We start from the raw sequence: 13985 nt of genomic DNA on the forward strand, positions 1-13985 counted from the left end.
CGTGTACAGTGAAAGTTGTAAGCACGGTTCTGAGGGGAGGGAGGGAGATATATCTAAAACTCACTCCTTTACCCGACCACCAACCTTCAGTTTTTTGAGGAACTTTATATGAAGAAGAGATTACATTTAAGCGTCATCACTTGGACTCTATGTATTTTCGGATATGCAAGCATTGCATATGCTGATGTAGATGGTATTCCCCATAACCCTGATTTCGATACAGCCCAATATCCCTATGCTCAAGCTCCAGATGGTTGTAGCAGTTGGGATAGTGCTCATCCTGAATGGATGAGAGATACCTGGGGATCAGTTAATTTCAGTGGAGGTTGTAATACTCACGACAAATGCTATTACACATTGGGTTCCAATTGGCAATCATGCAATGAGCGATTCTACTCTGATTTAAGAGCCGCTTGTGAACGCGATCTGAGAACTTCAATTCAAGTGCCTGCTCCAACATTGACTGATCCTTTTAAGACACGAAGAGTTGATGGGCCACCTGATCCGATCAGACTACCAGTTTGCTATGGAATTGCAAGCACTTACTATACGGGAGTGCAAGCTGGTGTCGTCAAAATCAAATGGCTGGATACTTTCAACAAAGCTCAAGACAAGCAAAGGCGTTATGAACAATGGGTTGCCAGTATAAGAAATCCAAGTACCGCAAGTAACCCTGTTTTTGATGCTGACTTCTACTTAATGTCATATGGAGATCTTCGGAATGCCTTTGGAACTAACCAGGGATCTGCCAGGGATCATTGGCTGAGATATGGTATCAAAGAGGGACGTAGAAGTTCACCCGCGTTTGATGTTCAGTACTACTTAAGTTTGTATCCTGATCTTCAAAATGCCTTTGGCTCTAGTAACTATTCGGCTGCAATAGATCACTGGCTCACCTATGGTATCAAAGAGGGTAGGAGGAGTTCTATTGTTTTTGATGTTAAATACTATCTAAACAAATATCCCGATTTGCAGAACGCCTTCGGCTCTAACAACTATTCAGCAGCAGTAAATCACTGGCTCACATATGGTGTTTCGGAAGGTCGTCAAGGTTCTCCAGACTTTGATCCTAAATTCTATTTATCTAACAATCCTGATGTAGCAAAGGTGTACGGAGCCAATAACTACAAGGGAGCAATCGAACACTACTTGGAATATGGAAAAGGAGAAGGTCGTCAAGGAACTCCATAGTCGTGACGGTCTAACAAGCCCACTGCACCGGAACGAAGTCAAATTGTCTTTAAGCAGCAAAGTCAATCTGCGTCCGGTGAGTGGGAGCGTTAGACCTCAATCCTTGTGGCAGCCGAAAGCTTATCTGTGGGTAGCGGTAATCATGTGGGAGGAAGTTTTCGGTTAAAGTCCGCTTGGAGCTTGGAAGTGTTTATTGAAATGTAATCTTCGATTTATCTATTCAATTTATCCTCATAGAATTGCTTGGTAAGATGCAATGCTGACAAACGAAGCTTTTTTAGATCAGTTAATCAAAAATCACTATAAGGCGGCGCAGGAAATGACTTTTGCTGTGATAGTTCATGTCGTACTTGCGATCGCTGCTTTTCAAATTTTGCCAGGTATTGTACAAGGCTCTTTTGACAAGCTGGCAGGAGTATTGGGAGGTAGTGTTTTTGGTGGATTGGGCTTTATTCCAGGTAAAGAGATCTTGGATCGCAGGGAAAAAGCCAGGAATTTAGAAGCTGCCCGACCGCTATTGAAAGAAATTCAGCAAAACTCCTCGCTAATAGACCCTGTTGAAACGCAACGAATCAAGGAAGTATTTTTGAAATTGATTGAGAAAACGGTATCTGGTTAAAATTATGTCTTTTTCCCAAGATGAACTTCAGTCTCTTATTGAAAAGGTTGAAATCAGCCAAGTAAAAGCTCGTAGACGTACCATCATTGCAGTGCTTGTTCCTACAGTTGCTGCAATCTTGTATTTAGGATTTACAGTTTGGCTAATTTATATTAAACAACATGAATTAAATAAAATCGAAGGAGACTTGAAGAACCGTAAATATGAGCTAAGTCAAGTAGAGCAAGAATTAAGTCAAAAGGAGGAACTGTTAAAGAAAACAGAAGGAAATTTTAAGCAACAAAACGAGCAGATTCGACAGGCTCAACAAAAAATTTCACAAGGAAATACAGTAGCTGCCCAAGAACAGATAGCTAGCATTAACACAAGTTTTGAGGACAACGAGGTAAACGGCTTTCGTGCTATTCTAAAGGGGGATTTAGAAAATGCGCGTCGTTTGTTTGAAGCGGCTTACAACGCATCTCCCACTTATCACAATGTTGATGAAATTTATCATCAAGTTCTAACACAGGGTCTTGTTAGAGCCTACAGCATTGGTTCTCCTAATGAGAAGCAATCGATTCAGCTTAAAATCATGCAAGAAATTGTTGCGAAGTACAGTTGGGGTATACCGGAAGATTTACTTAGTGAGATGAAATCAAGGTTGGCAAGTTAAGTCAACAGCTACTTCAAGGATCTAGTATTTCTATCAGGCTTCTAGAGTCCAGGATTTCAGAGCTTTTGGTTACGGTGCAAACACTTGGATAATTTGTGTGGAAGGTTGAGCGCTGAGAGATTTGGAGATGGAGTGCGATCTCGGTCAAGTCTTTGGGGAGCGATCGAGATTTCGGGCTTGTCATAGACGGTCTAACACTTCAGCGCAGCGGACGGTCGAAAGCTGCTGGTGCTGGGTTCGAGGTTATCTGCCGCCGCTAGCTTTACATCGTTATCCTACTATGTTGTCGATCGTGGCATAAAAAGCTATCTCTGAGATGACTAAGAGAATTTTGGTGATTCCAAGTCATAGTCCGGTGAATGCAATCACAATGGGCGGAATTGTGCGTGACGCTGGGTTAATGATCGCAGCGTTCAGAAAATTACTATGAACCAGATCGCTTTGATTCCTCACTTCTAGAGATTGCGTGTGAATTACCCGATGAGCAATTCTAAACAAAGCTGACGAAAGTGATCCCCGCGTTGCTCAAAGTTTGGATATTGGTCAAAGCTGGCACAGGCAGGCGATAACAGAACGACTTGGGCAGACTGCTGTTGGGCAAGTTCGCGCGATCGCTCCACGGCTCGTTCCATCGTCTCCACAATTTCATAATCTGTATAACCAACTTGCTCCAACCGTTGAGCAAATGCTGCCGCTGCGCTACCAATCAGCAACACTGCTGCCGCTTTTTCTTGAATCACATTCAGCCAAGCCGCATCTTCACCAGTTTTAGCTTCACCGCCCGCAATCAAAATTGCAGGACTTTTCACCGCAGACAATCCGACTTCTGCTGCATCGTAGTTGGTGGCTTTGCTGTCGTTAATAAAGTCGATGCCTTGCCAAGTGCAAATGTGTTCTAAACGATGAGATACACCGGGGAAATTGGCGATCGCGTCCACAATGGCAGCTTTCTCAATGCCTGCCAGATGTGCGGCGGCGACTGCCATCAGGAGGTTTTGCTGGTTGTGAGATCCGGGCATTCGCAACGTGTTGACTTCGACGATCGGGAGATTTTGCACGATCGCCCAGCCGTCCTCAATATAAGCACCTAAGTCAGGATTGCCGACTAGCTCCGATTTGCCTTTAACACTCGTCCAGCAAGCATTCGCAGAAACGGGATCGGATTGTTTGACACCCAGATTCCTCAAGTAAGGATCATCTCCGTTAAAAATCTGCTGTTCAGACTGACGAAGTAGATGAGCTTTGATGTTGAAGTAGTTCTCTAGGGTTTTGTGACGACTGAGATGATCAGGCGTGAAGGTTGTCCAAACGCCAATTTGCGGGGCGACGGTCGGAGCGGCTTCAATCTGATAGCTGCTAAACTCAGCGATCGCCCAATCGGGTTGAGGCTCTAACATCGCAACTTCACAGGCAGCATAGCCAATATTTCCAAAAGCGGGAGCGTGAAATCCGGCAGTTTGAAAGATGGCGGCAATCAGCGCAGTTGTGGTTGTTTTACCGTTCGTACCCGTGATGCCAATCCAGGGGCAAGACTGTAAGTTTTGCCATGCTAATTCCATTTCCCCGATCGTTTTGATTTCCATTTCTCTGGCGTGTACCAATGCAGGAATATCCCACGGCACACCAGGACTAACGACAATTAAATCGGGCGTTGTTAAAACTGGATCAAAATCATCTCCTAGCGTGACGTGAATTCCTTCAGCGTTGAGTTGTTGTTTCTGTTGTTGTAGCGCATCAGAATTGCCGCGATCGCTGACTGTGATTTGCCACCCATTGCGCTTGAGTAATCGAGCCGCCGCATTGCCTGATTTTCCGAGTCCGATTACATAAGCGTGGAGCATAGTCTGATTGCGATCAATAATTTTGCATTCTTTATCGTACTGCTTAACAGTTCCTAACAGTCACTCAATTGTGACATGCTGAACTCCAGCAAATAAAAAATCCCGCTAGAATGAGAAGACCGCTATCCCCAACCTCAAAACAAGAAGCTCGGTGCTTCATCCTTTGTCAAAATCTCACGACTCTGTACCGTCCAATTTATCTTGTCAGATTGAATGAGCGGGCAGGAGATATTTGCATCTTGGCAGGAGAAGAAATAGAAATTATCATCACCCGTGATGGGGAATGGAGTTTTGAAAATGAAGCCTGATTTTAATGCCATGACACGGAAGGAACTCAGAGCTTATATCCTTGAGCATCGAGATGATACGGAAGCCATTAGTGTGATTGTTGAAAAAATTAAAGCAGACCCCAACATCCACTGGTATAAGCCTGAAGACACCGATCGCTTCCCTGAAATCTTTGCAGAGCATCAAAAATGCCGAGAAGACGCTCGAAGAAATCAGGAAAATCAGTAGAGTGCTCGTTAACTTTTGACGATCGCGCCAAAATCTGCCAAAACTCGCGCATGGTTTCGCAACACACCCAGTAAGTTGAGGCGATTTTGTTTAATAGCCGGGTCAGAATCCATCACCAAAACACTGTCTTCACCGTCAAAGAATTTGCTGACCACAGGAGCAACCTGACTGAGCGACTCGACCAGTTTGGTGTAGTCTTGTTGTCCCTGTTGAGAGAGTGTGACTAGCGCATCATAGAACGTCTGCTCTGAGGCTTTTTGGAATCGATCGGGATACACCACTTCGACAGGATTCAGTTGTTTAGTATCTAGAGTTCCTTGCGCGGCAAGACGAGAAGCGCGATTCACCGTTTCGTAGATTGTGGCGAGTCTGCCATTGTTGCGAATCGCTTGCAGGAATTGGGCACGATCGCGCACATCTAATAAATTCCTCAACGATCGTTCTGCATATTCTGGGTCGTTGTCGCCAACCACTGCATTAACTAGATCATAATCAACGCTGTGATCTTCTCTCAACAATGTATGAATACGCTGTAAGAAGAAATCTTTCAACTGTTGCAGCAATTCTGAGGCAGAAACTTTTAATACATGAGCATGATTGCTAGAGAAACCGCTAACAATCTGTTCTAAAAGTTGGTAGAGATCAATCGTTAGATTAGCTGACCAAGTGATATTGACAACAGCATTCGCAGCCCGACGCAACGCAAACGGATCAGATGAGCCAGACGGAATCATGCCCAACCCAAAAATGCTGACGAGAGTATCGAGACGATCGCTCAACCCCACCACTTGACCTGTGAGCGTTTGCGGCAAACTATCTCCGGCACCGCGAGGTAAATAATGCTCAAAAATAGCAGTCGCAACGGCTTCAGGCTCTTTGCTGTCGAGCGCATATTTCTGACCCATTACGCCTTGCAGTTCAGGAAATTCACCGACCATTTGCGTCACGAGATCGGCTTTGCATAGCAGGGCAGCGCGTTGAATATGTGCTTTTGGCTCACCGATGACCTGAAGCTGATCCGTAATTTGATTGGCGATCGTACAAATTCGATCAACTTTTCCACGCACCGATCCTAAATCGGCTTGAAAAGTGACGGTTTCAAGTTTGGGCAAATAGCGTTCAAGCGGGACTTTACGATCGGCATCAAAAAAGAATTTGCCGTCTGACAGCCGCGCTCGAATCACCCGTTCGTTTCCGGCGGCAATAATCGCGGACTTAGCTGGGTCGCCGTTGGAAGCCGTAATAAAGAAGGGCAATAGCTCCGTAGAATCTTGACTTTTGCGAACCGGAAAATAGCGCTGATGATTCTCCATTTCAGTCGTGATCACTTCCGATGGCAGTTCTAAAAACTCTGCATCAAACTTACCAACCACTGCGCTCGGATATTCTACCAAGTTGGTGACTTCGCGCAAGAGAGTGGGCGAAATCATCGCGACTCCTCCGGTTTGAGCGGCGGCGGCTTCAACTTGCTGCTGAATGGTGGCTTGTCGCTGGTCAGAGTCAACTTCAACAAACGCAGTTCTTAGTATTGAAGCATACACATCTGGATTGGGAATCGAAACAGGATCGGGATGCAAAACGCGATGTCCGTGAGAAATACGATCGCTCGTATAGTGAATCGAATTGCTGACGATCGAGATCGGCAACACCTGCTCATCTAACAACACCACTAACCAGCGAATCGGACGAGAAAACTTCAAATCGCCATCGCCCCAGCGCATCAGACGTTTGCCTTCTAAGCCCGTGATCCAGTGAGGAACCAGTTCGGTGAGAATCTCAGAAATTGGACGACCTTTAATCACTTTGCGAACAAAGACAAAATCACCCTTCTCCGTTGGGCGGATTTCTAACGCATCAAGTGAAACGCCTTGCTTTTGGGCAAACCCTTCTGCCGCTTTAGTCGGTTTTCCCGCTTTAAAAGCAGCTTGAGCGGGTGGCCCTTTGACTTCTTCTGTTTGGTCAGCCTGCTGGAGCGGTAAGCCTTTGATCACAATCGCGAGACGGCGAGGCGTGCCGTAATATGCGATCGCGTCTGGGTTTAAATAATGGTCGGCAAGAAGTTTGGGAATGCGCGATCGCCATTGCGCCAGCGCTTCATCGACAAAGCTTGCAGGGAGTTCTTCTGTGCCAACTTCTAATAAAAACGATGCCATGAGTTTGAATATCCAGCAGCAGAACGGAGAATCAGTTCTTCAGTTTATCGTGTTGTGCCCTTGCTATCTAGAGGAATGATTGAGGTAGGGGCAATTCCCCCGTGGTTGCCCTCCGTCAGGGGTAGGCACGGGGGCGCTACCCCTACAACCATTTCATCCCCTCATTTTGCAATGCCGTGATTTCTACTCCTCGCCGTCTTCAACGTGATCGCTTAACAAAATCGGCAGACTGACTCCGATAATTTGCTCAGATTTATCAAGCTTGACGATGCGATCGCCCTTGCCGTCTTTTGTGCCGACTTTGATTGACTCGACTGCCACCCTTGCCAGGTGATTCTCATTCGTCAACAAAAACACTAGCGCTTCTGGCAGCACTGCAACCGTGCCAATCAAAGCATCTGTTTTAGTGGTGAACTGGAAGGCTTGAACTCCAATCTCTCCAGTGTTGGCGCGACGCAGCGACTTAATCGCCATTTGTTTGGCATAGCCTTGCTCTGACACCATTAAAAATGTGTCGTCTGTAGTCGCGATCGCCCAACCAACAATTTTTTCTTTTTTGCTAATTCGCATTCCTGCATTGCCTTGAGAAGTGCGACTCGCGATCGGCACTTGCTCATCGTTGACTTCAAACCGCAGCACCCGACCGCTTGAAGTAGCAATCACCACTTGTTCACCCACTTGAGTCAAACTGATCAACAAAAGCTGATCCTCTTCTCTCAGTTTGAGCGCCGTTAAACCTCGACCCGTGAGATCAGCAAACTCTGAGAGTGGCAAGCGTTTTAGCCGTCCTTGCTCGGTTAGCAATAGCAGATATTGATCATCGAGATCGTCCGGCAGAATGAAACTCCCGGCGATCGAGTCGGGCATTCCTTGGGCGGTAACCGGAAGCAGAGTAACCAGCGGTGTGCCGCGAGATTTGCCTGACACTTGAGGAATATCAGACACCTTGACGGGATAAGCTTTGCCACTGCGAGTCATCACTACTAGCGTTTGTGCAGTCGTTGTGAATTGCGTCTGCACTCCAAACTCGTCAACGTCTTCTAGGTTAATCGTTGGCTCGTTATCAGTGCGATTGCGATTCAGTCGATCGTAGACTTTAGGTGCCATTCGTCGCGCATAACCTCGATGGGTTAATTCGACGACTGTTTCTTGAGCTTCTTCCTCATAGTCTAGTGTGAGAGAAAAGTCAGAGTTCTGAGTTTTGGGTTTTGAGCTTTGAGGTTCGACTACTTTATCGGCCTTGTTTCTAGTGTTCTTAGCTTCCTCTTTGGGTGGCTCTACGCCGATGATGCGGGTGCGGCGATCGTCAGCATATTTCTTTCTCAAGGCTCGCAGATCTTTTTTCAACGCTTTGAGCAGTTCGCGGCGATCGCCCAACACTCTCCGCAATTCCTTCATTTGAGTCGTCAGTTCCTCAAATTCGGTTTGCAGACTTTGACGCTCCATCGCAGTCAGTCGGCGTAACGGCATTGAGAGAATGGCATCAGCTTGGCGATCGCTCAGATCCAACTGCTCTTGTAGCTGCACTTTTGCGGTCGTGCCGTCGGGCGCATTTCGCAAAATGTCGATCACTTCATCCAGGTGAGACAGCGCCGTTAAGCGACCTTCGACAATATGAATCTGAGTTTCTGCCTTTTCTAGCTCGTGATTATAGCGGCGAGTCAGAGTGGTTTCACGAAAGCTGAGAAACTCTTGTAATAACTCTCGCAGGGTCATCTGCTTGGGTTGGTTGCCCGTCAACGCCAGCAAAATTGCGCCAAAGTTGTTTTGCAGAGCCGTTTGCCGATAGAGCGCACTGAGAATTTTTTGCGGATTGGCATCTCGACGCAACTCAACCACCACTCGGATGCCGTCGCGATCGCTCTCGTCTCGCAGGTCGCCGATGCCTTCAATCTTGCCCTGGTTCACCAGTTCGGCAATTTTTTCGATCATCGCCGCTTTGTTCACCTGAAACGGTAGCTCAGTGATGATGATCGCCGTCCGTCGATGTTTGCCTCGACCGACGGTGAGTTCTTCAATATTGGCAACTCCGCGCACGGGAATGCTGCCCCGACCCGTGGTGTATGCTTCGCGAATGCCTTCGATTCCTAGAATCTCGCCTCCAGTCGGAAAATCTGGGCCCGGAATCAACTCAAACAACCGAGCATCTGACAAATCGGGATTGTCGATCAAAGCCACCAACCCATCCACCACTTCGCCTAAATTGTGCGGCGGAATGTTTGTTGCCATGCCGACTGCAATGCCCGAACTGCCATTCAGCAACAAAATCGGCAACTGAGCCGGAAGCACGGTGGGTTCCTGCTGCGAGTTGTCGAAGTTGCCGACAAACTCGACTGTTGACTCTCCGATTTCAGTTAGTAAAGACTCGTTTCCGATCGCCGCCAGTCGCGTCTCGGTATATCGCATTGCCGCAGGTGGGTCGTTATCGACAGAGCCAAAGTTTCCGTGACCACCCAGCAACGGATATCGGCTCGAAAAGTCTTGCACCAACCGAACCAGCGCATCATAAACCGACTGGTCGCCGTGGGGGTGATATTTGCCCAACACGTCACCCACCACGCGGGCACATTTACGATAGGGGCGATCGGGGGTCAACCCCAACTCGTGCATTGCGTATAAAATCCTACGGTGGACAGGTTTAAGCCCATCTCGCACGTCAGGCAGTGCCCGCCCAACAATCACGCTCATGGCGTATTCTAAATACGACTGTTGCATCTCCGTATGCAGGGCAGTCGCAATCACCTGTCCTGCTGGAAGAATGTTTAACTGATTCGCCATGAGCCTTGTCCCTTCGTTCCGAACTTTACAAAAATTTGTTTTAATTTCAGTGTAGTCACTCTTATCACAGTTGCGCTCCCAGCAGCGTTATTAGCCCTTGTGTTTGACCACAGCCCCGTGACCCCGTGAGACTCGCCCAGAGAGGATAGCGCTTATGAAGACCGCTTTAATTGTGGAGGATGATTTGATCAATGCTCGTGTTTTCTCCAAGATTCTGACCAGTCGGGGCGGGTTAGCCGTCAAACATACCGAAGATGTGGCAGAAGTGATTCAAATTGCCCAGGCAGGAGAAGCGGATATCATCTTGATGGATGTGTCGCTGTCTAGAAGTGTTTACCAGGGTAAGCCGATGAATGGCATTCAACTCACTCAGCTTTTGAAGGCAGACCCCCAAACGGCGACGGTGCCGATCGTGCTAGTGACGGCTCACGCCATGGAGGGCGATCGAGAAAGCTTTCTCCAGCAGAGTGGTGCCGATGGTTACATCTCAAAACCTGTCATTGATCATCAATCTTTTGTCGATCAAGTGCTGGCACTCTTGCCTAATTCGTGACCGATCGCTTAGGACTCGCAAACCTCCGAGGTTTTGGTCAACCCTCCGATGCAAATACAGTAGTACTACTTTAAGTTAATTTTAGCAAGTTATGAAGGTAATTTTTTTGGCTGATCACCCTACAGAGAGGACTTTTTAGTGACTACTATTCTAATCGTGGAGGATGATCCGACGAATGTTCGCGTGTTTTCAAAGGTTTTAATCAAGCGAGGCGGATTGGCAGTCAGGCATACCGAAGACGTAACAGAAGTGCTGCAAATTGCCCAATCGGGAGAGGTGGCGCTGATTTTGATGGATGTCTCGCTAACGCGCAGTGTCTATGAAGGCAAAATGATGGATGGCATCAAGATCACCCGTCTTTTGAAGGCAAACCCGCTCACGATGAACGTGCCTGTGATTTTGTTGACTGCCTATGCAATGGAGGGCGATCGAGAAAAGTTTCTCAGCCAAAGCGGTGCAGATGACTATATCTCAAAGCCCGTGATTGATCACCAAGTTTTTGTGGATCAAATCAAAGCGCTATTGCCTTCTGAGAAAAACCCGTGATCTTAACGTGAATTCGACGACTTCGTTACCAGTCCATCGTGCCCCCTAAATCCCCCAAATTGGGGGACTTTGAATCGGAAATTTTGGCTTGAAGTCCTCCAGAATGGGGGATTTAGGGGGCAGAAGCCGCTGACAACGAAGCGAAAAAACTCGTTGAACTGACGTTAATTTTACGAGAGGATGAGGGCAATTCGAGAAATGGCAACAATGGAAGTTGTCTAGAGCGTCACGATCGCTGGTACAAAATCAACCGATTGCCATCGGGGTCATAAGCATAAATTTCTCTGCCGTGAGATGAGATGAGAATCTCTCCCGGTGGAGGATAGCCGAGTTGAGTCAGATGCTCGATCGCCGCTTCTAAATCTTTAACCTCTAGACATAAACTGATCGCAGGAAACGCGATCGAAAGAATCGGTTCATTTGGTTTGGGTTTATAAATTCCCAGTCGCAAGCCAGGAAGCTGGAACTCAGCGTAAACATTCGGAATAAGCGAAGTAGGTTGATCGAAAAGGTGACTATAAAACTCGATCGCTCGATCAAATTCACCTGCCGCCAAAGTTACCCACGCCGATCGACACGATAATCCCATACTCAAAATCTGAAGATCCGCTTATAGGCACAAGCAAAATTTGACGCAGACGCTAAATTAAAAGATGTCAAAGATCTGACTCATCCTTATAATCGAGGGTTTTTGCAATGACGGCTACACTCTCTGCACCTCAATCGATCGAATCCTGGTTAGGTGACGAAGCAGAAGACCTGCTGACCCACCAGGCAAAAGTTTCTAAAGATCTATTGCATTTACCCGGTTCAGATTTTATCGATCGAACTTTTGCTTATAGCGATCGCTCTCCGCAAGTGCTTCGCAGTCTTCAACAACTCTACTCGTTTGGACGTTTAGCAAACACAGGATATCTGTCAATCTTGCCCGTCGATCAGGGAATTGAGCATTCTGCGGGCGCATCGTTTGCTCCGAATCCGATTTATTTTGACAGTGAGAATATTTTGAAGCTGGCGATCGAGGCAGGCTGTAGTGCAGTCGCCACAACCTTGGGCGTTTTGGGCAGCGTCTCTCGTAAATATGCTCACAAGATTCCTTTGATCACTAAGCTTAATCACAACGAATTGCTGACCTACCCTAACCAGTTTGATCAGTTTATGTTTGCCTCCGTCGAGCAGGCTTGGAACTTGGGATCGGTGGCAGTCGGGGCGACGATTTATTTCGGTTCGCCTGAGTCGAGTCGGCAAATTCAAGAAGTCAGCCGCGCGTTTGCTCGTGCCCATGAATTAGGAATGGCAACGATTCTTTGGTGCTATCTCCGCAATCCCGCATTTAAGCAAGATAAAGACTATCACTTAGCGGCAGATTTGACGGGTCAGGCAAATCATTTGGGCGTGACGATCGAAGCTGACATCATCAAACAAAAACTGCCCGAAGTTAACAACGGGTATGGCGCAGTTGCCCAAGCGACGGGTAAAAGTTACGGCAAAACCGACAAGCGCGTCTATTCTGATCTGACGACTGATCACCCGATCGATTTGACTCGCTATCAGCTTCTCAATTGTTACTCAGGTCGCATCGGGTTGATTAACTCAGGTGGCGCATCAGGAAAAGCCGACTTTGCCGAAGCGATTCGCACCGCCGTGATCAACAAACGAGCGGGCGGAAGCGGCTTGATCTCTGGGCGCAAAACATTCCAGCGTCCTTTTGAGGAAGGCGTGAAGCTATTTCATCAAATTCAGGATGTTTATCTATCGCCCGATGTCACGATCGCGTGACACAACAACTCTTAAGGTTTGAGTTTTGGGTTAGAATCCACTATTACGATTTAAGACTGAGATACAGACGTTACGGCAAATTGTCTCGACGTGATTTCTGGTGTCTCAACGCACTCAAAACTCATAACTCAAAATCCTATGAAGCTGGCAGCACGGGTTAAGCAAGTGACTCCTTCTTTGACGTTGGCGATCGATGCAAAAGCAAAAGCAATGAAGCGAGACGGAATCGATGTCTGTAGCTTTAGTGCCGGAGAGCCAGACTTTGACACGCCAGATCACATCAAGTTAGCGGCAGTAAATGCCCTCAAGTCAGGCAAAACTCGCTACGGCCCGGCAGTGGGAGAGCCGATTCTGAGAGCGGCGATCGCCCACAAACTGCAAACCGATAATCAACTCGGCTACAGCGCTGAAAACATCATCGTCACCAATGGTGGCAAGCACTCGCTCTATAACCTGATGATGGCGCTGATCGAAGCAGGCGATGAAGTGATTATTCCGGCTCCCTTTTGGGTGAGCTATCCCGAAATGGTGAAGCTTGCAGAAGGAACTCCGGTGATCGTCCAGACCACGGCAGAAAGCGGCTATAAAATTACGCCCGACCAATTACGACAAGCGATCACACCCAAAACTCGTCTATTTATCCTCAATTCGCCCTCAAACCCGACGGGGATGGTTTACACCCCAGAAGAAGTTCGAGCGATCGCTGAAGTGGTGGTCGAAAAAAATATTCTCGTTGTCTCCGATGAGATCTACGAAAAGCTGCTCTATGACGGTGCCCAACATTTGAGCATTGGCGCAGTCAGTTCTGAAGTGTTCGATCGCACCATTATCAGTAGCGGATTTGCAAAAGCCTACTCAATGACAGGATGGCGAGTGGGCTATTTAGCGGCTCCGTTAGAAATCCTCAAAGCTGTCAGCATGATTCAAGGACACAGCACCTCTAACGTGTGTACGTTTGCTCAATATGGGGCGATCGCCGCTCTCGAAGGCCCACAAGATTGTGTTGAGCAGATGCGCCTCGCCTTTGCCGAACGTCGCCAAGTCATTTTTGATCTGGTGAATACGATTCCTGGTTTAACGTGTTTAAAGCCTGATGGTGCTTTCTATATTTTCATCAACATCAGCAAATTAGGGATGTCGTCGCTTGAATTCTGCGATGGACTGTTAAGCGAACAGCAAGTCGCGGCGATTCCTGGCGTTGCGTTTGGGGCAGATGATCACATTCGGCTGTCTTATGCGACGGATATGACGACGATCGATCGAGGTATCGATCGTTTGTCCACCTATGTGAAGTCAAGATTTTAGGGAGCCGCACGAAAACAAAATTTCAAGCTTCGAGTGAGATCTGTCAGTC

Annotated in this window: 13 protein-coding genes; 9 read left to right on the forward strand and 4 right to left on the reverse strand. The window is 47.4% G+C overall.

Annotation, left to right across the window (positions count from 1 at the left end; genetic code table 11):
- Nucleotides 1-108: 108 nt before the first annotated feature.
- The 3 genes from C7B65_RS16305 to C7B65_RS16315 all read left to right on the forward strand — a co-directional run bounded on the left by C7B65_RS16305 (nt 109) and on the right by C7B65_RS16315 (nt 2465).
- On the forward strand, nt 109-1191 hold the full coding sequence (locus tag C7B65_RS16305) for a phospholipase A2 family protein (RefSeq protein WP_106254069.1): 1083 nt from the start codon (nt 109-111) through the stop codon (nt 1189-1191).
- 256 nt (nt 1192-1447) lie between these two features.
- On the forward strand, nt 1448-1810 hold the full coding sequence (locus C7B65_RS16310) for a hypothetical protein (RefSeq protein WP_073073302.1): 363 nt from the start codon (nt 1448-1450) through the stop codon (nt 1808-1810).
- Nucleotides 1811-1814: 4 nt separating this feature from the next.
- Complete coding sequence (locus C7B65_RS16315) at nt 1815-2465, forward strand: hypothetical protein (RefSeq protein ID WP_073073304.1); 651 nt, start codon at nt 1815-1817, stop codon at nt 2463-2465.
- Between the two features lie 473 nt (nt 2466-2938).
- Here C7B65_RS16315 and murD read toward each other — a convergent pair whose 3' ends face one another.
- Nucleotides 2939-4306, reverse strand: a complete 1368-nt coding sequence (murD, locus tag C7B65_RS16320; protein WP_073073306.1) for a UDP-N-acetylmuramoyl-L-alanine--D-glutamate ligase — start codon at nt 4304-4306, stop codon at nt 2939-2941.
- Nucleotides 4307-4416: 110 nt separating this feature from the next.
- On the opposite strand from murD, the gene C7B65_RS29640 reads away from it, so the two are divergent.
- On the forward strand, nt 4417-4614 hold the full coding sequence (locus C7B65_RS29640; protein WP_073073308.1) for a DUF6888 family protein: 198 nt from the start codon (nt 4417-4419) through the stop codon (nt 4612-4614).
- The gene (locus tag C7B65_RS16330) at nt 4604-4822 is read left to right on the forward strand and encodes a DUF6887 family protein (protein ID WP_073073310.1); all 219 of its coding nucleotides are present in this window, start codon (nt 4604-4606) and stop codon (nt 4820-4822) included. Before C7B65_RS29640 ends, C7B65_RS16330 begins: the two co-directional genes overlap by 11 nt.
- An 8-nt stretch (nt 4823-4830) precedes the next feature.
- On the opposite strand, the gene glyS is transcribed toward C7B65_RS16330, so the two are convergent.
- Entirely contained in the window at nt 4831-6975 is a 2145-nt protein-coding gene (gene glyS / locus C7B65_RS16335) for a glycine--tRNA ligase subunit beta (protein WP_073073312.1), read from the reverse strand.
- A gap of 183 nt (nt 6976-7158) precedes the next feature.
- A complete protein-coding gene (locus C7B65_RS16340) occupies nt 7159-9753 on the reverse strand; it encodes a DNA gyrase/topoisomerase IV subunit A (protein ID WP_073073315.1) in 2595 nt (864 codons plus the stop codon).
- Nucleotides 9754-9907: 154 nt separating this feature from the next.
- Here C7B65_RS16340 and C7B65_RS16345 point away from each other — a divergent pair, with 154 nt between their 5' ends.
- Together C7B65_RS16345 and C7B65_RS16350 are read left to right on the forward strand one after the other, a co-directional pair.
- The gene (locus tag C7B65_RS16345) at nt 9908-10306 is read left to right on the forward strand and encodes a response regulator (RefSeq protein ID WP_073073317.1); all 399 of its coding nucleotides are present in this window, start codon (nt 9908-9910) and stop codon (nt 10304-10306) included.
- Nucleotides 10307-10444: 138 nt separating this feature from the next.
- Nucleotides 10445-10852, forward strand: a complete 408-nt coding sequence (locus tag C7B65_RS16350; protein ID WP_073073319.1) for a response regulator — start codon at nt 10445-10447, stop codon at nt 10850-10852.
- A 226-nt stretch (nt 10853-11078) separates the two neighbouring features.
- Here C7B65_RS16350 and C7B65_RS16355 read toward each other — a convergent pair whose 3' ends face one another.
- The gene (locus C7B65_RS16355; protein ID WP_073073331.1) at nt 11079-11441 is read right to left on the reverse strand and encodes a VOC family protein; all 363 of its coding nucleotides are present in this window, start codon (nt 11439-11441) and stop codon (nt 11079-11081) included.
- Between the two features lie 107 nt (nt 11442-11548).
- Between C7B65_RS16355 and C7B65_RS16360 the strand changes: the two genes are divergently transcribed.
- Nucleotides 11549-12631: a class I fructose-bisphosphate aldolase gene (locus C7B65_RS16360; RefSeq protein WP_073073332.1), complete on the forward strand. Its 1083-nt coding sequence runs from the start codon at nt 11549-11551 to the stop codon at nt 12629-12631.
- A gap of 138 nt (nt 12632-12769) precedes the next feature.
- Nucleotides 12770-13936 (forward strand): pyridoxal phosphate-dependent aminotransferase, encoded by a 1167-nt coding sequence (locus C7B65_RS16365; protein WP_073073333.1) that lies wholly within the window; start codon nt 12770-12772, stop codon nt 13934-13936.
- Nucleotides 13937-13985: the final 49 nt, after the last annotated feature.

It is taken from the genome of Phormidesmis priestleyi ULC007, from assembly GCF_003003695.1.
Taxonomy (GTDB): domain Bacteria; phylum Cyanobacteriota; class Cyanobacteriia; order Leptolyngbyales; family Leptolyngbyaceae; genus Phormidesmis_A; species Phormidesmis_A priestleyi_A.